Here is a 17,049-nt window from a genome sequence, read left to right on the forward strand (position 1 = left end):
ATTATGGCGATCATCCACTCACTTCGCAAGTAAAAATTAAATAACTTTTAATGAAGGCATTGGGGATTTTTCTTATGTCCTGTTATAGTTAGCTGAGTGTATCTAATAATAAAGTGTTTTATGCTTGATGTGATTGAACTTGATTTTGACTACCATGATCAGCTGTTGTTGCAACAAATTTCTTTTCATCTTCCTGCTGGGGGCTTATTGCATTTAAAAGGATCCAATGGAGCGGGAAAAACGACTTTACTTAAATTAATCGCAGGTTTGCTTAATCCTGAAAACGGAGAAATTCTCTTCGAAAGACAACCTATAAAAAAGGATCTGTGCACCTATCAAAAGCAATTATGTTTTGTGGGGCATAGATCAGGGATCAATCCCTATCTTACTCTAAGAGAAAATTGTTTATTTGATATACACTTTTCTCCTGGTGTATTGAATATTACAGAATTATGCAGGTTATTCAGTTTAGAACATCTTATTGATTATCCATGCGGATTACTATCCTCAGGACAAAAAAGACAAGTTGCTTTATTAAGATTATGGATGTCAAAAGCAAAATTATGGTTGCTTGATGAGCCTCTGGTTGCTCTTGATGAGTCATCATTGGTTACGATTATCACAAAAATTCAGGAGCATAGGGCAAAAGGTGGCGCTGTATTATTGACTTCTCATCAGGACTTGCCTTTAAACAAGGCAGATTATGAGGAGTATCATCTATGAATTTCACACTTCAATTATTCGGAAAACAGTTCAGGCGTGAACTATTAATCCAGGTGCGGCAAATCAGATATTTAGTTAATTCGTGTTTATTTTTTTTAATGTTGTTGTTTATTTTTCCTCTTACCCTAAGACCAGAATTAATGTTGATGCGTATGTTTGCCCCCGGATTGGTGTGGATGGCCATTTTATTATCTATGCTTCTTTCATTAGAGCGTTTGTTTCAACAAGATTATGAACAAGGGGTCCTTGAGCAGTGGCTGGTTTCAGGACAAGCATTAAATCTCCTTGTGACGGCTAAAGTTTTGGCACACTGGTTGGTATCCGTAACCCCTTTATTGATCTTATCTCCTGTGATTGCGATATTATTTTCATTCAATGTTTGGGAAACTTGTATATTATTATTGAGCCTTATTTGTGGGACGCCTGCCATATTATTTTTATGTGCGCTGGCGGCAGCTTTTAGTGTAGGGATAAATCAGCGCGGTGCTTTGATGGCATTGATTCTATTGCCATTAACTTTGCCTTTACTGATATTTGGTAGTGGTACTTTGAGTGTTGCCATGCAAGGTTTGCCGGTTAGCGGTTATCTGGCTTTATTATTGGCAATGTCTCTATTGGCAATTGGTTTTCTACCTTATGCGATTGCTGCGGTGATTCGTATTAGTCATATCGACTAAGCCTGGAACTAAATTTTGTGATTGTTTTGATGCGTGGTAGAATCCTTCTTTTTGATTTTATTGTTTCCTATGTGGAAGATATTGTATCAGTTGGCATCGCCAAAAAATTTTTATAACTACGCAGGACGTATCATTCCATGGTTGGCAGTCAGTGCTTTGACTACCATGGCTATTGGTATGGTTTGGGGATTGGTATTTGCCCCACCGGATTATCAGCAGGGGGACGCATATCGAATTATTTATGTTCATGTACCCAGCGCTTTTTTGTCAATGGCATTGTATGCCTGGATGGGGTTTCTAGCCATTTTATTGTTGGTGTGGCGTATCAAAATGGCAGGACTTTTGATTCATAAAGTCTCGCAATTAGGAGCCTGCATGGCATTTCTTGCTTTAATTACAGGGAGCATTTGGGGCAAACCCATGTGGGGTGCCTGGTGGGTATGGGATGCTCGCCTGACCTCGGAATTAGTGCTTTTGTTACTCTATCTGGCAATTTTGGCTACTTACCAAGCAGTAAAAAATAAAGAAGATGGAGATAAAATAATAGCAATTTTAGCCTTGGTCGGTTTAATTGATTTGCCAATAATTCATTATTCAGTTTATTGGTGGAACACTTTACATCAAGGCGCGACTTTATCTGTGTTTACCAAGCCCAAAATTGCCCTCAGTATGTTGTATCCTTTGTTACTCACTTTGCTGGGTTTTTTCTTGTATTCCTTATGGATTATTTTGGAAAAAGCACGTAATGAAGTCTTATTCAGGGAGAGAAAGCAATCATGGGTTAAGATTCAATTTGAGGAAGAATCTGATGAATCAGTTTTTTGAATGGTTGGCAATGGGCGGTTATTCTCTCTATGTTTGGCCTGCTTATGGTTTGGTTTGCGTGGTTTTAGGCATGAACATTTTAGGAATAAAGTGGCAAAGAACCCGTACGCGCAAAAAATTACAACGTTGGTTTAAGAGATAGGTTAAATGACCCCTGTACGGCGACGCAAATTATTTATCTTACTGTTTGCCCTGTCTGTTTTATCTGCAGCGGCTGCGCTGGTTCTATATGCCTTAAGACAAAATATCAGTTTATTTTACACTCCCACACAGATTGTTGCAGGAGAAGCACCAGCAAAACACCACATTCGAGTTGGGGGCATGGTAGAAGCAAACAGCATAGTACGTGCCAAAAAAGGTTTGGATGTCCAGTTTAAAATTACGGATTTTGAGAACACGATTGTTGTTACCTATTCAGGGATACTTCCTGATCTATTTCGGGAAGGGCAAGGAATAGTTGCAGAAGGAGAAGTCACTGATAATCATCATTTTCGTGCTGTACAAGTTTTGGCAAAACACGATGCCAATTATATGCCACCTCAAGTAAAGTCTGCTTTAGCTGATAAGGTGAAAAAATGATAGCGGAATTAGGGCTGTTTTTTTTGATTTTGGCTTTAGTGGCTTCTTTGATGTTGGCTTTGATTCCATTAGCTGGTTTGAAGTTCAATCGGGAAGACTGGATTGAATCTTCCAGGAACTATGTCGTGTTGCAATTTATATTTGTGACGTGTGCTTACTTATGTCTCACAGCCTGCTTTTTAACGGACGATTTTTCAGTAATCTATGTGCTGAATAATTCCAGTTTGCTGCTCCCATGGTTTTATAAGTTTTGTGCTGTGTGGGGTGGCCATGAGGGTTCCATGCTGTTATGGGTCGCCATCCTTAGTTTTTGGATGATCCTAGTTTGTTTTTTTAGCTCAAGCCTCGATACGGAAATGCGTGCTCGGGTATTAGTTATTTTAGGTTGGCTAAGCATTGGTTTTATTCTTTTCTTGCTAATCACTTCCAATCCTTTCTTACGCCAATTTCAAGTATTGAATACACAGGGTCGTGATCTGAATCCATTGCTGCAAGATCCTGGCTTTTTATTTCATCCTCCTATGTTGTACATGGGGTATGTAGGGTTTTGTGTCGCTTTTGCTTTTGCTATTGCCGCCTTATGGGCAGGAAAAGTGGAAACAAGTTGGTCTAAATGGACCAGACCTTGGACTCTGGCTGCCTGGTGTTGTTTAACAGCGGGAATTACTTTAGGAAGTTGGTGGGCTTATAGAGAGTTAGGTTGGGGTGGTTGGTGGTTTTGGGATCCTGTAGAAAACGCCTCTTTTATGCCTTGGCTGGTAGGTACGGCACTATTGCATTCTTTGGCAGTTACGGAGCAACGCCAGCAATTTAAAGCGTGGACCATGTTGCTTGCAATCGCTGCTTTTTCTTTAAGTTTAATTGGCACTTTTCTTGTTCGCTCTGGAGTTTTAACTTCAGTTCATGCCTTTGCGGTTGATCCACAGCGGGGATTATATATTCTGGGATTTTTGTTATTCGTGATTGGGGGTTCTTTAACGTTGTTTCTTTTTAGAGCTCAAACCTTACAAGTTAATAAACATCCTGGCTTATTATCCCGAGAAAGTGCGTTGTTATTAAATAATGTGTTTTTAGTAGTTATTATGCTGACGGTATTAATGGGTACAGTTTATCCATTGCTGGTGGAAGGGTTAGGGTTAGGCAAATTATCCGTTGGAGCACCCTATTTTAATGCAGTATTTGTTCCATTGATGATTCCTTTATTGTTGTTAATGGGCTTAGGTGTCCATTTGAAATGGCAGAATGACTTTTGGAAGAATGTTTTCAGAAAGCTTAATCGTATTTTTTTACTCAGTCTGACATTGCCTGTCATTTTATTATTCTGTACTTCAAGTGAAATACACCTCACAGCCCTTTTGGGATTGATTTTGGCATTCTGGGTTTTGCTGAGTACTGCCAATGCGGCTTATCACAAAATCAGGGATAGAGGTGTGGCAGGAGTTGGGCAGGCTTATTGGGGGATGGTATTAGCTCATTGTGGTGTCGCGGCAACAGTGATTGGTATTGCTGTTTCTACAGCTTATGGTGTACAAGATGATGTACGTATGTCTCCTGGCAAGCAAGTGAATCTGCTGGATTATCACATTGGATTCATTAATCAGACTCCGTTGAACGGCCCAAATTACAAAGGGACAAGGGCTGAGTTTTCAATACAATATCGGAATAAAACCAGGCAAATTTTTCCTGAAAAAAGAGTGTATACCATTGGGCAAATGCCAATGACTGAGTCTGCGATTGATGTAACTCCTTTTCGTGACATTTATGTTGCTTTGGGGGAACCACTGTCTGAGGATGCCTGGTCGGTACGTATTTATTATAAACCGTTGGTCCGCTGGATTTGGGCTGGCGGATTTATGATTTTAGCCGGGGGTGTTTTGGCGTTAACAGACAGAAGGTATTACAAAAAAAGGCAAGTATCGGCAATGGCAGGTGAGGAGATCAAGATATGAAAAAAATAGGATGGCGTGTTATTCCTGTCACTGTTTTTTGTCTTTTATGTTTTTTCCTCTGGCGAGGACTATCTTTGGATCCTCATCATTTACCTTCAGCTCGAATTGGCAAGCCATTACCAGACTTTACCTTGCCAGAGTTGCAAAATCCCAATTCTACTTTTAGCGCAATGAACTTTCATAATCAGGTCGTTTTGCTTAATGTTTGGGCAAGTTGGTGTGAGGCTTGCGTTGAAGAGCAAGTGTTTATGTTGCAACTCGCAAGAGACGGTGTACCTATCTATGGTTTAAATTATAAAGACAAACCAGAGCACGCAAGGGCATGGCTTACACAATGGGGGAACCCTTATCGACTCATAGGCCAGGATTCAGAAGGTAAAGTCGCTATTGACTTGGGGGTGTATGGAGCACCTGAGACTTTTGTCATAGATAAGAAAGGAATAATTCGATACAGGCATGTTGGGGTAATGAATCAGAAAACCTGGCTAAATGATATTTTACCTTTAATGAGGAATTTGGAGAAATCATAATGAGAGTATTCCACTTCTGTTTTAAGGTGATTTTATTACTGTTTTTCATTTCTGTTGCGTTTGCAAATAGTATGTATCCATTGGACTCAGCAAGAAAAGAAGCGCAATTTAACCATCTTTTAAAAGATTTGCGTTGTCTGGTATGCCAAAATCAGGATTTAGCGGATTCAAATGCTGAATTAGCGAAGGATTTACGTTTCCAGGTTTATGAATTAGTGAAAGAGGGCAAAAGCGATAGTGAAATAATGGATTATCTAACCGTGCGTTATGGGGATTTTATACTATTTAAACCACCTGTTAAGAGCGTGACTCTTTTATTGTGGTTTGGCCCATTTCTGTTTTTATTAGTTGGTTTTTTTATTTTTTGGCGGACATGTTTTAAGCGAAATTCTCATGAATGAATGGTGGTTAATTATTTTATTGGTTGTTTTAGCTGTTTTTGCATGTGCTCTTATTATTTATCCTTTGCGACGTAATCGTTTGGCGAGTTTGCTGCTAGCTCCTGTTATTTTTATCATGGTTTTTACCGGGTATTATTTTTGGGGAGATTTTGCTCAGTGGCAAGAATATCTCCATCGAAATGAGGCTCAGGAGTTAGCTCAATCCATGCTAAAATCGATTAAAAGCCCTCAGGAATTAATTGACAAGCTAAAGGCCAAGTTGGATGCTTACCCTGAAAGTGCCAAGGGTTGGTATTTGTTAGGCAGATTATACAGCAGTCAAAAGGATGACCAAAATGCTTCCCTCGCTTTTGCAAAAGCCTACCAGCTTAAACCCGAAGACGAACAATTTGCGGTCAACTATGCACACAGTTTATGGCAATTGAGCAATCAGCAGTTCAACCCTGATATTTTAGATATTTTTCATACTTTGTTAAAAAATAATCCCAAACAACCGGATGCTTTAGCCATGCTTGCGATGCATGCTTACTTAAGTCATGATTATGAGGCTGCGATTGATTATTGGCAACGGCTACTCCAGTTGGCACCAGAGCAGTCTGAAGAAGCATTGGCCATTCGCAAGGCAATAGCAAAAGCTGAGAAACAAATTAATAGAGGGAGAAAGAACAGTGACAGATAAAGTTTACCAAATCGTGGAATTAATTGGGACTTCGCAAGAAGGAATTGAAAAAGCGATTGATAATGCAATAAAGCAAGTGGCTAAAACGCATGGAAAATTGGATTGGTTTGAAGTAGTAGAAACAAGAGGTTTCATTGATGATAATAAAGTGAAATATTATCAAGTGCATTTAAAAGTGGGCTGTAATGTTTAATCAAACAGGAGTTGTTAACATTTCATTGTTTTGTTGATAACAAAAAGGTGTAAATATGAAAAAACTACTATCGGCGTCTGTTATTACATTGATGATCACCGGATGCGCAGCTATTCCAGCAGATCCTCAAGCTGAACGTGTCATTGCAAGCCCGAATCCTGCACCGAAAGGGTGTAAGTATGTGGGCCAAGTCGTAGGTAATCAGGGTAATTTCTTTACTGGTGGCTTTACTTCCAATCGCAATTTGGAAGAAGGAGCAATGAATGATCTTAAGAATAAAGCAAGCAAAAAAGGGGCAAACTATATTCAATTGGTGACAAACCGAGCGGGTGTGACTGGTTCCATGAGTGGTTCATTTGATCGTCACGGTGGTTTTATGAGTGGAGGTTCAGAACAAACTAATGTGACTAATCTGGGTAATGCCTATATCTGTCCGCCCAAGGCAATTGGCTTAGAGTAGAATGATTCCAGGAGATTTTATTTTTATACCCCGGACTAGGCACAAAGCCTGGATCCGGGAATTGACAAGATGTGAATGCAATCGTTCTGATTAAGTTTTCGAAATATAAGGATTATCTTTAATATAAAATCTTAATAATTCATTAGCCCATTCTTTTGCGTAATGCACACCAATCCTCGGTTTTTCTATGATGGTAAAATCAGTTGTTGTGTTTGGTTCAGCAATATAAAAATCATTGCTTAATAAATCACGATGATTCAGTTTAGAGTCAATGCGCATGGCTTTGGATAATAGCCCTGGTCCTTGAGTTCTGTCTTGAATGTTTTTAACAGGCTCCAGGGCACGTATTAATACTGCAGAACCTATGCCTTCCTTTTCTGTGACTACGTTCATGCAATAATGCATGCCATAAATTAGATAAACATACGCATATCCTGCCGGACCAAACATGACTTTAGTCCTTTTGGTCAAGCCTTTTGATGAATGGCAAGCCAAATCATGTTGCCCAAGGTAGGCTTCGACTTCTACAATGCGTCCAATCTTCTCTTCCAATCCATCATGATGAACCAGATATTTACCTAAAAGTTCTTTTGCAACCAGAATAGTATCACGCTCATAAAAAAATCTTGGTAATTTACGCATAACGGGATCTCACTCGACTTCTGAAAATTCGTTTAAGGCTTCGAGAAAATAATGGCCATAACGAGCTAATTTATGTTGTCCAACTCCAGATATATTCAATAGCTGTCTATCGTTTTTGGGTTTTAATTGGGCCATTTCATGTAATGTAGCATCACTGAATATCATAAATGGTGGTTTGTTTTCTTCATCTGCCAACTGACGTCTTAACGCGCGAAGTTTTTCAAATAATGGGTTACTTTCGGGTTTAAAGGAAGCATTCTGTTTTCCCTTTCTTTTACCGCTATTCAGATCATTGTTAGGAATGGTTAATGAAATGCGCTCTTCGCCTTTTAGAAGAGGGATTGCTTTTGGGGTCAAGCGTAACACATTGAAATGACTCATATCCTGTAAGCAAAAATCTTTATGAATTAATTGCCAGGCAAGATGTTTCCAATAATTGGCAGATTTCTCTTTGCCAATTCCAAAGGTACTTAAGTGCTCATGTCGAGACTGCTTGATTTTTTCAGTTAAACTGCCTCTCAGTACATCGATAGTATGAGTTAAACCATAGCTTTGTTTTAATCGATAAATACACGATAAAAATTTTTGCGCATCTTCTGTCACATCGGCTGTTTGCGGTGGGTTATCGCAGACATCACAGTATTTGCATTCTGTATCACAGGGTTCGTCAAAATAGCGTAATAAAATTTGACGACGACAATGTGACGCTTCAGCAAAAGCAAGCATATGATTTAATTTATTGGTTTCTATCTGTCTTTGTTCATCAAGAGGAATATTCATGATCCAGGATCTCAGCCGAGCGCTATCCGAAGCATCATAAAGAAGGAGTGCTTTAGCTGGTAATCCGTCACGTCCTGCACGACCTGTTTCCTGGTAGTAGCTTTCGATGCTTTTGGGTAAATCATGGTGAACAACAAAGCGAACATTAGGCTTGTCAATACCCATTCCAAAAGCAATAGTTGCTACCACAATATCAATACGATCATATCTGAAAAGGTTTTGCACCTCACGCCGCTCTGTATGAGACAGCCCAGCATGATAAGCACGTGCTTTAAATCCAAGTTCTTGTAATTTCTCCGTAAGATGTTCGACGGTGTAACGGGTCCCACAATAAATAATTCCAGAGTGTTGGATATTCGATTGTAAAAACTGGTTTAGTTGTTTTACTGCATTTATTTTAGAAATTACTTTGTAATGGATATTAGGTCGATTGAATGAAACAACGTATTTTTTGGGTTGATAATTCAACTTGGTAACAATATCTTCACGTGTTTGATTATCTGCAGTCGCTGTCAAAGCAATCATTGGAATATCAGGAAAATTGGTTTTCAGTAAACCTAAACAAGCGTATTCGGGTCGAAAATCATGCCCCCATTGCGAGATGCAGTGCGCTTCATCAATGGCAAATAATGAGATAGTACATTCAGACAGCCTATCTAAAAAAGAGGTGCTAATCAGGCGTTCTGGAGCAATATAGAGTAAATCCAATTCATTATGATGTAGTTGATTTAGTACATTTCTTGCTTCTTCGGCAGTTAAGGATGAATTGTAGTAAGCGGCGCGAACACCTTGCAGTTTCAGTGCGGCGACTTGATCTTCCATTAACGCGATTAAGGGTGACACTACAATGCCAACACCGGGGCGGACGATAGCGGGAATTTGATAGCAAAGAGACTTCCCGCCGCCAGTGGGCATCAAAACCAGTACATCTTCGCCAGAAATGACATCCTCAATTATTTTTTCCTGCGGAGGTCTGAAGGAATCAAATCCAAAATATTGTTTTAAAACAGCCAATGCTCTTGGATTTATAATTGATGGTTGCGCTGAAGTTTCCATGTAATTATTCTTATTGTCTTTCCCAGGCGCTAAAAATTCGCAATAATATCATTTTTTAAGAAAGCGTCATAAATAAATCCAATGACTAAAATTAATAAATCTAAGGATGGTCTATGCATTTTAATTTCACTGATGAACATTTGGCATTTCGAGAAATGGCCTCCGAGTTTGCTCGTAACAAACTGGCTCCAATGGCAGATTTCTGGGATGAACAAGGTTACTTTCCAATCGAAATTTTAAGAGAAGCAGCTCAATTAGGTATGGCGGGAATGATAGCCCGGGAAGATATAGGAGGTGCTCAACTCTCTCGTCTGGATGCAGCGCTCATATTTGAACAATTAGCTACTGGTTGTATTCCAACAAGTGCTTATCTTTCCATTCATAATATGGTTACTTCATTGGTCGACCGCTATGGCAGTCAAGAGATTCGCAAGAAATGGGGGCCAAAATTAACCGGTATGGAAGTGATAGCCAGTTATTGTCTTACAGAACCCGAATCTGGGTCTGACGCTGCCTCTTTAAAAACCCGTGCGGTAAAAGAGGGTGACTATTATGTTCTTAATGGTGCGAAAGCATTCATATCGGGTGGAAGTGTTAGTGATTTGTATTTATGCATGGTACGGACAGGTGATGAGTCCCACCATGGCATCAGCTGTTTGTTAATTGAAAAGAATACCCCTGGCCTGACATTTGGAAAATTGGAAAAGAAATTAGGTTGGCGAAATCAGCCAACTTGTATGATATATTTTGAAAATTGTCGTGTGCCAATTGCCAATCGCGTTGGTGAAGAAGGCATGGGTTTTAAAATTGCGCTGAATGCCTTAAATGGAGGGCGAGTTAATATTGCTTCCTGCTCATTAGGAGGGGCTCTTGCTTGCCTGCGAATGAGCCAAGCTTATATGCATGAGCGTAAACAATTTGGTAAACCTTTAACTCAAATGCAAGCTCTTCGTTTTTATTTTGCGGATATGTTAACAGATTATGAAGCAGCAAGGTTGATGGTTTATAGGGCTGCAACAGCAATGGATAATGATGACCCCAATGCGCCAATGTATTGTGCGATGGGCAAGAGGTTGGCTACCGATGTCGCATTTCGTATTAGCGATAAAGCCATGCAATTGCATGGAGGTTATGGCTACCTGCGAGATTATCAAATTGAAAGAATATTTAGAGATTTAAGAGTTCATCAAATTCTTGAAGGGACTAATGAAATCATGCGTGAAATTATAGCGAAAGCAAGTTTGGATGAAGAGTATTTTATAGAGTAATCACAGGGGATTATTGATGAATTTAATTGAACAGGACATAGATAGTAACGGGATCTTAACTTTAACTTTGAACAGACCAGAGAAACTTAATGCTTTAAGCACTGATGTTCTGAGTGCATTAAATGAATTATTCTTTCAAGCGAAATCCAATCCAAAAGTGAAAGCATTATTGTTAACAGGGAATGGTAAAGCATTTTGCGCTGGGGCTGACATTAATCGACTGGCTGAATGTAATGCGCAAACTGGTTATGAATTTGCTTGTCAGGGACAAGAAGTTTTTCGACTTTTGGAGACGATGGGAAAACCTTCACTTGCGGCAGTGAATGGTTTTGCTTTTGGTGGCGGATGTGAGTTAGCGATATCTGCAACCCTAAGAATTGCTTCAAATAAGGCGATGTTTGGCCAGCCTGAGGTAAAACTCGGCGTTATCCCCGGGTATGGTGGTACACAGCGATTGGCTCGACTAATTGGCAAAGGGCGAGCGATGGATTTATGTTTGACTGGGCGCTTTATAGATGCTGGCACTGCCTTAAACTGGGGTTTGGTGAGTGAAGTAGTCGAACCAGAGAATTTATTAACCCAAGGAAAAAATATTCTAAACGGAATATTAAGTATGGCTCCTTTAGCAGTTGCCAGCGTTATGGAAGTGATAGATCATGGTTATGATTTATCACTCACAGAGGCACTGCATTTGGAAGCAATACATTTTGCAAAAGTGTGCTCTACAGAAGATAAGAAGGAAGGAGTAGCTGCGTTTCTTGACAAGAGAGCTGCAGATTTTAAAGGAGTTTAATTATGACGGAAGAGGTGCTGTTTTCTCAGGAAGGTCAATTGGGATTCATTACTTTAAATCGACCCAAAGCTTTAAATGCTCTAACTTTAACAATGATCATGGCACTTCAAAAGCAATTGTCAATTTGGAAAGAAGACCATTCTATTAAAGCAGTTGTCGTACAAGCCGTTCCGGGTAATGCTTTTTGCGCAGGTGGCGATATTCGTTGGCTATATAATGCGGGTCGGAGTAAAGATTCTGAGCAGATGCAGTTTTTTTGGCATGAATACAGGTTAAACCATTTTATTCATCATTTTGGTAAACCTTATATTTCTTTGCTGGATGGGATTACTATGGGAGGAGGAGTTGGTATTTCCTTGCATGGTAGCCATCCTGTTGCCAGTGAGCGTTTTGTATTTGCAATGCCTGAAACAGGGATTGGTTTTTTTCCTGATATTGGTGCCAGCTATTTATTAAACAAATGCCCAGGGTTTTTAGGAATCTATTTGGGGTTAACCGGAAATAAATTGGGTCCTCATGATGCCAGGAAAGCAGGATTAGTGAAACAGGTTGTCTTTGCAGAGCAAATGCAATCAATGATTGATGCATTAAAGCAAGAAGATTTATCAGAAGATGCTTTCAATCGTGTCGATCAATGTATTTCTTCTTTTGCCAGTAATGCTATGCCCACCGAGGCTAGTCAAATCAAACCCTTAATTGATGTTTGTTTCTCCAGGCCTACTGTCGAGCTAATAAGAGAATCCTTACAAAGCACAGAAGGTGTGTGGGCTCTTGGAGTGGACAATACCTTGCTGCAAAAATCGCCTCTGAGCCTTAAGATCACTCTTGCGCAAATCCAAAAAGCCAAAGGTTTATCTTTAGCAGAATGTTTAAAAATGGATTTCGATCTGGCCAGTCACTTCATGAAAGGCAGTGATTTTTATGAAGGAGTTCGCTCTTTATTGATTAATAAAGATAAGAGTCCTCAATGGAAACCATCCAGTTTGGAGCTGGTTACTGACGCCATGGTAGTGAGTTATTTTGAAAGCTCATCTTGCGGGTTGGAATTAATGGTACTTTAGTATGTATTGATTATCTCCTTTAGGGTTGTATCATAGTTTAAAGGATAATCTATGATGCAGCCTAAAGGAGCAGTTAAAAATAATCATGCAAATACGTTATCTCCAAAATATCCCCTGCTTCCAAAGAATTTCAAGCTTCCGGTTGTAAGCAACGGTGATTACTGTACCTATTACAATTATGAGTGAAATAATATTTTAGATTAGACACAAATATCTGCTCACCATTTTCCATAAGGAAAATTCGCTCAGGTTGCAGTTCGACGAAATTCGAATCCATTAATATGGCTTCATAAACGCTTGAGGCATTAACGAATATCCACTTGTCCAGGAAAGGTAGAATTTTATTGGGATCATTGGTAAAGAAATTTTGATAGACATCAGTAAACAATTTATTTCTCATTTCATAATTGCTTTTGAAGTAGAAATTGCTGCGATCTTGCTTATATTCTACGAAGGGCGGTTTATTAGGATTTTTTTTCATTCCTGCCGAGATGGTTAAGGCAACAACAAGAGCTTTTGCGGGTTCAAAAGTCAATGGTGTGCCTAACAGAGTGGAACCATTATTTTTTGCCAGGTAAGTTTCTAATAATTCAACGGCATCATCCGTTAGTGGATCTAAATAACTGTTGATGAGGAAGCCAGTAGCCATATTGGTATCCGGATTATAAGTGCAGCTAATATAAGTATTGTAGGTAAATTTATCAGGAGCAAAAGGAGCTACGATTTTTTCAAGGATTTCTTCGTGTACTTGATCGCAGTCTAATTGTTGTGATTCCAGCGAACCGGAGATACGAATAATTTGAGTCGGGTAGTCAATGCTTCTGACATTAGGTTGAAGTAAATTCAAGTAAGTCGATTCACTGGAATAGGATTTAACAAGAGCATTTTTACTTGGTGGAATATTCGTTAGAAAGACATCTCCTTTGTCATTTTCAGGTTGGCTGAATGCACAAACGGGGAGTAAAACCAGTGGAGCAATAAAATGATTGAATCTCATAGCAAACTCCTTTTTAAATTAAATCCTTTAATTTAAAGAACCAGTTTAGCAGGGAACAGAATGGATCAAATTTTAATCATAAGTGCTCGCATGAAAACAGGCCCTAATTTTGAGTATACAGCAATGATTCCAATTGGCTATATCATGGATAAGGAAAGTTTTTTGCAATGACTAAGGTAGCGTTCTCCTGGTAATAATAGAGCGCTACTAACTGATTGCTAGAGTGTCCTGGATCAGTTCATTTAGGATGACTAAGTTCCAGTAGGATGCAATAATCGTCCTGCTTGAAATTCTTCCTGTTTTGTATTTGGCATTGTTTGTTTTGGTTTTTTATCAAAAAGGAAACTATAATTTTCAGTATTGATAACTTCTTGTTGAGGTTCAACCGTCAGATCTTTTTGAGAGTAGGTTTTTGCAATTTTTCTAATATACTCCATGTCTTCGTCGAGATATAAATCAGATTCAACCTCATCATGCTCAAATTCCAAACGGTAACGGTCATCCAGTTGTGTATTGCGATTGATATGCATATAGATACCGCCAACGGTTAACGCAGCACACGTAACAGAAGAAAAGGCGGCGGGAATCGCTATTGCTATAACTGGCGATACAAAAAGTACAGGAGGCAGAAACATGCTAATACCGCTTAAAACAATTAATCCAACCAATGCTCCCAGACCAATAAGCGGTACCTTAGTAAAACCAAATAAATTTCTATCAGAGTTCGCATATCATGCTGCTCGCTATTCATTAGTCGGGCACATGTAGTTTAAACCCGTTCTTTGATAGTCATTAGACCCTATCCAATAAAAATCTTCCTCAGCATCTATATAGTCGTGTGCTTTTTTACGAGCATAAAACTCCGCACCAACTGCAATTAATGGCATTGCAATCATCATTGCTGGTAATAAGAAGGTCGCCATTGGTACAAAAAAAGCCGTAATCGTAGCCGCAACAGTAAATAGCAAGGTTGCTAGTACCACTGGGCCGAAAGTTGCAGCTACACCCCATGCTATTCCTTGAGCTACTTTATCGTTTGTTCTTAACAAACTGGTTTGTTGGGGTTGGTGGCCTAATAGAAAATAGGGCAAGTTGGCATGCGTTGCAAAAATATCGTTCACCACACCATAAAGAATTCCACTTAAATAGGCAGAAGCACCCACAAATAAACCAGTTGTGATGGCTGTTAACCAAAAGGGAGCGGTAAAAAAAGCTGTGTAGATAAATAATAGAATCATTACAGCAGAAATACCAACACCAATAAATCCATAGCGCAGTAATTTCTGCAACACATCGTCCTGTGCTAATTCTTGACCTATAATAACCTGGGATGACGGTACAGTATTCTGTAAAAACCATGTTGTTTTAAATAGTTGACTGTAGAACTCTCTGTATCTTTTGATTCTAATTCAATAATAAATTTATTAACGAGTTGAATGGCTTGACTTAAATTACTTTCATTACTTAGTTTTAATTGGTAATTTTCTATTAATTGATAGATTTCATGTTCTCTGGAAAGCTGTTTTTTGGCATCCTCAAGTAACAAATTCAAAATCTTTATTTGTTGTGATTCATTGAATGTCTGTTTTCCATATTGTTGCATCGATTTTCTTAATTCTGATTCTGACGTTGACATGTACGGCTTCACAAAAAAACGGTAATTTTATCAATAAAAATCAAATTGATCAATAATTGATTTTTAAGTTTAAAATTTGAGTGACACGCCTGAACACTATAATGAAATGGATAAACACCAGCGAGACTTTAATTTATAACGAAAAAATTGTTAGTTTTGTACTTTTCCTTTACAATTCACAGCAATTAATTACTTACTTAGAGATTCACATGTCTGATTTTTATCAAGACTTTAATAAAAGGCGAACTTTTGCAATTATTTCTCACCCTGATGCAGGAAAGACCACTGTAACTGAAAAATTATTGCTTTTCGGAGGAGCTATTCAGCTGGCAGGTACGGTTAAAGGCCGTAAAGCAGACAGGCATGCCACTTCTGATTGGATGGAAATGGAAAAAGAAAGAGGGATTTCGATTACTACTTCAGTAATGCAGTTTGTACATAATCAACATGTCATCAATTTGCTTGATACACCCGGCCATGAAGACTTTTCTGAAGATACGTATCGTACTCTGACAGCTGTAGATTCTGCTTTAATGGTCATTGATGTGGCCAAAGGGGTAGAAGAGCGGACTGTAAAATTGATGGAAGTTTGCCGTTTACGTGATACACCTATCATGACTTTTATCAATAAGTTGGACAGGGAAGGGCGAGAGCCTATTGATTTGCTCGATGAAGTAGAGTCTGTTTTGGGCATTCAATGTGCCCCAATTACCTGGCCAGTTGGAATGGGAAAACGCTTCAAAGGAATTTATCACCGCTATCAGGATATTATTTATTTATATCAGCAAGGAAGTAATGCAAAAAAAATAGATGCTACGCAGATTAAAGGTTTGGATAATCCTCAATTAGATGAATTGATCGGTGACAGTGCAAACGAACTCAGAGAAGAAATTGAATTAGTCAGGGGGGCATCCCACGAGTTTAATTTGCAAGATTATCTCGCAGGCAAAATGACTCCCGTGTATTTCGGTTCAGCAATTAATAATTTTGGCATTAAAGAATTATTGGATGATTTTGTTGAGTATGCGCCGGGTCCTCAACCGCGAGCTACACAGGAGAGGACTGTTTATCCGAATGAAGAAACCTTTTCCGGCTTTGTTTTTAAAATTCAAGCCAATATGGACCCCAAACACAGAGACCGAATTGCTTTTGTGAGAGTTTGTTCGGGTTCTTATAAGAAGGGAATGAAATTAAGCCACTTGCGTATAGGAAAAGAAGTGCAGATTTCCAATGCATTAACTTTTATGGCAGGCGATCGATCACACACAGAGCTTGCTTTGGCTGGTGATATTATTGGTTTGCATAATCATGGCACCATTCGTATTGGTGATACTTTTACACAGGGTGAGCAATTGAAATTTACTGGAATTCCTAATTTTGCTCCCGAATTGTTTAGGCTTGTCAGGCTGAGAGACCCACTAAAGAGTAAAGCCTTACTCAAAGGATTAATTGAATTATCTGAAGAAGGCGCAACCCAGGTATTTAGGCCATTGAACAGCAATCAGTTAATATTAGGGGCTGTTGGGATATTACAATTTGATGTGGTAGCGCATAGACTCAAACATGAATATAAAGTCGATTGTATTTATGAATCAGTCAATGTGACTTGCGCTCGGTGGGTTTATTCTGAGGATGAGAAAGCAATGAGCGAGTTTCGTACCAAAGCGTATGATTATTTGGCTTTGGACGGAGGAGATATGCTTATGTACTTGGCGCCTACTAAAGTGAATTTGACAATGGCAGAGGAACGCTATCCCAAGATTAAGTTCTGCGCTACTCGAGAACATTGATGAACAGGAT

21 protein-coding genes are annotated in these 17,049 nt (G+C 39.0%); 15 read left to right on the plus strand and 6 right to left on the minus strand.

The genetic code is table 11. The features are described from left to right. Window positions 1-120: 120 nt before the first annotated feature. The 11 genes from ccmA (at window position 121) to OQJ02_RS04485 (ending at window position 7,016) form a co-directional block, all read left to right on the plus strand. On the plus strand, window positions 121-723 hold the full coding sequence (gene ccmA, locus OQJ02_RS04435) for a heme ABC exporter ATP-binding protein CcmA (RefSeq protein ID WP_265718045.1): 603 nt from the start codon (window positions 121-123) through the stop codon (window positions 721-723). Further along, window positions 720-1,400, plus strand: coding sequence for a heme exporter protein CcmB (gene ccmB / locus OQJ02_RS04440; protein ID WP_265718046.1), 681 nt, complete (start codon window positions 720-722; stop codon window positions 1,398-1,400). The genes ccmA and ccmB overlap by 4 nt, the downstream gene beginning before the upstream one ends. A gap of 69 nt (window positions 1,401-1,469) precedes the next feature. Continuing rightward, window positions 1,470-2,225 (plus strand): heme ABC transporter permease CcmC, encoded by a 756-nt coding sequence (ccmC, locus tag OQJ02_RS04445; protein ID WP_416209883.1) that lies wholly within the window; start codon window positions 1,470-1,472, stop codon window positions 2,223-2,225. Then, window positions 2,209-2,367 (plus strand): heme exporter protein CcmD, encoded by a 159-nt coding sequence (gene ccmD, locus OQJ02_RS04450; protein ID WP_011945969.1) that lies wholly within the window; start codon window positions 2,209-2,211, stop codon window positions 2,365-2,367. The genes ccmC and ccmD overlap by 17 nt, the downstream gene beginning before the upstream one ends. 5 nt (window positions 2,368-2,372) lie before the next feature. Further along, window positions 2,373-2,804 carry a cytochrome c maturation protein CcmE gene (gene ccmE, locus OQJ02_RS04455; protein ID WP_106183516.1) on the plus strand — a complete coding sequence of 144 codons (432 nt, stop codon included), beginning with the start codon at window positions 2,373-2,375 and terminating at the stop codon, window positions 2,802-2,804. Beyond that, window positions 2,801-4,753: a heme lyase CcmF/NrfE family subunit gene (locus OQJ02_RS04460; RefSeq protein ID WP_265718048.1), complete on the plus strand. Its 1,953-nt coding sequence runs from the start codon at window positions 2,801-2,803 to the stop codon at window positions 4,751-4,753. The genes ccmE and OQJ02_RS04460 overlap by 4 nt, the downstream gene beginning before the upstream one ends. After that, window positions 4,750-5,283: a DsbE family thiol:disulfide interchange protein gene (locus OQJ02_RS04465; protein WP_265718049.1), complete on the plus strand. Its 534-nt coding sequence runs from the start codon at window positions 4,750-4,752 to the stop codon at window positions 5,281-5,283. The genes OQJ02_RS04460 and OQJ02_RS04465 overlap by 4 nt, the downstream gene beginning before the upstream one ends. Then, window positions 5,283-5,684 carry a cytochrome c-type biogenesis protein CcmH gene (locus OQJ02_RS04470; protein ID WP_265718050.1) on the plus strand — a complete coding sequence of 134 codons (402 nt, stop codon included), beginning with the start codon at window positions 5,283-5,285 and terminating at the stop codon, window positions 5,682-5,684. The genes OQJ02_RS04465 and OQJ02_RS04470 overlap by 1 nt, the downstream gene beginning before the upstream one ends. Next, window positions 5,677-6,363: a tetratricopeptide repeat protein gene (locus OQJ02_RS04475; RefSeq protein ID WP_265718051.1), complete on the plus strand. Its 687-nt coding sequence runs from the start codon at window positions 5,677-5,679 to the stop codon at window positions 6,361-6,363. The genes OQJ02_RS04470 and OQJ02_RS04475 overlap by 8 nt, the downstream gene beginning before the upstream one ends. After that, entirely contained in the window at window positions 6,353-6,556 is a 204-nt protein-coding gene (locus OQJ02_RS04480) for a dodecin (RefSeq protein WP_011213332.1), read from the plus strand. The genes OQJ02_RS04475 and OQJ02_RS04480 overlap by 11 nt, the downstream gene beginning before the upstream one ends. A gap of 55 nt (window positions 6,557-6,611) precedes the next feature. Continuing rightward, window positions 6,612-7,016, plus strand: a complete 405-nt coding sequence (locus OQJ02_RS04485) for a DUF4156 domain-containing protein (protein WP_010946601.1) — start codon at window positions 6,612-6,614, stop codon at window positions 7,014-7,016. Between the two features lie 90 nt (window positions 7,017-7,106). Here OQJ02_RS04485 and OQJ02_RS04490 read toward each other — a convergent pair whose 3' ends face one another. Both OQJ02_RS04490 and recQ read right to left on the minus strand, forming a co-directional pair. Further along, window positions 7,107-7,658: a DNA-3-methyladenine glycosylase gene (locus OQJ02_RS04490; RefSeq protein WP_265718052.1), complete on the minus strand. Its 552-nt coding sequence runs from the start codon at window positions 7,656-7,658 to the stop codon at window positions 7,107-7,109. A 9-nt stretch (window positions 7,659-7,667) separates the two neighbouring features. Continuing rightward, entirely contained in the window at window positions 7,668-9,494 is a 1,827-nt protein-coding gene (recQ, locus tag OQJ02_RS04495) for a DNA helicase RecQ (protein WP_265718053.1), read from the minus strand. 113 nt (window positions 9,495-9,607) lie between these two features. Here recQ and OQJ02_RS04500 point away from each other — a divergent pair, with 113 nt between their 5' ends. Genes OQJ02_RS04500 through OQJ02_RS04510 form a run of 3 tightly spaced genes read left to right on the plus strand, consistent with a single transcriptional unit; the run spans window position 9,608 to window position 12,616 of the window. Next, a complete protein-coding gene (locus tag OQJ02_RS04500; RefSeq protein ID WP_265718054.1) occupies window positions 9,608-10,762 on the plus strand; it encodes an acyl-CoA dehydrogenase family protein in 1,155 nt (384 codons plus the stop codon). Window positions 10,763-10,778: 16 nt separating this feature from the next. Continuing rightward, window positions 10,779-11,555, plus strand: a complete 777-nt coding sequence (locus tag OQJ02_RS04505; RefSeq protein ID WP_265718055.1) for an enoyl-CoA hydratase/isomerase family protein — start codon at window positions 10,779-10,781, stop codon at window positions 11,553-11,555. Between the two features lie 2 nt (window positions 11,556-11,557). Next, a complete protein-coding gene (locus tag OQJ02_RS04510; RefSeq protein ID WP_265718056.1) occupies window positions 11,558-12,616 on the plus strand; it encodes an enoyl-CoA hydratase/isomerase family protein in 1,059 nt (352 codons plus the stop codon). A 130-nt stretch (window positions 12,617-12,746) separates the two neighbouring features. Here OQJ02_RS04510 and OQJ02_RS04515 read toward each other — a convergent pair whose 3' ends face one another. The 4 genes from OQJ02_RS04515 to OQJ02_RS04530 all read right to left on the minus strand — a co-directional run bounded on the left by OQJ02_RS04515 (window position 12,747) and on the right by OQJ02_RS04530 (window position 15,249). Then, window positions 12,747-13,613: an Lpg0189 family type II secretion system effector gene (locus OQJ02_RS04515; protein ID WP_265718057.1), complete on the minus strand. Its 867-nt coding sequence runs from the start codon at window positions 13,611-13,613 to the stop codon at window positions 12,747-12,749. Between the two features lie 251 nt (window positions 13,614-13,864). Beyond that, window positions 13,865-14,248 carry a hypothetical protein gene (locus tag OQJ02_RS04520; protein ID WP_265718058.1) on the minus strand — a complete coding sequence of 128 codons (384 nt, stop codon included), beginning with the start codon at window positions 14,246-14,248 and terminating at the stop codon, window positions 13,865-13,867. A 108-nt stretch (window positions 14,249-14,356) separates the two neighbouring features. Continuing rightward, on the minus strand, window positions 14,357-14,902 hold the full coding sequence (locus tag OQJ02_RS04525) for a hypothetical protein (protein ID WP_265718059.1): 546 nt from the start codon (window positions 14,900-14,902) through the stop codon (window positions 14,357-14,359). A 26-nt stretch (window positions 14,903-14,928) separates the two neighbouring features. Continuing rightward, window positions 14,929-15,249: a hypothetical protein gene (locus tag OQJ02_RS04530; RefSeq protein ID WP_265718060.1), complete on the minus strand. Its 321-nt coding sequence runs from the start codon at window positions 15,247-15,249 to the stop codon at window positions 14,929-14,931. A 209-nt stretch (window positions 15,250-15,458) separates the two neighbouring features. Here OQJ02_RS04530 and OQJ02_RS04535 point away from each other — a divergent pair, with 209 nt between their 5' ends. Further along, window positions 15,459-17,039, plus strand: a complete 1,581-nt coding sequence (locus OQJ02_RS04535) for a peptide chain release factor 3 (protein WP_265718061.1) — start codon at window positions 15,459-15,461, stop codon at window positions 17,037-17,039. Window positions 17,040-17,049 lie beyond the last annotated feature (10 nt).

The sequence above is a fragment of the Legionella sp. PATHC032 genome, assembly GCF_026191185.1.
Lineage (GTDB): Bacteria > Pseudomonadota > Gammaproteobacteria > Legionellales > Legionellaceae > Legionella.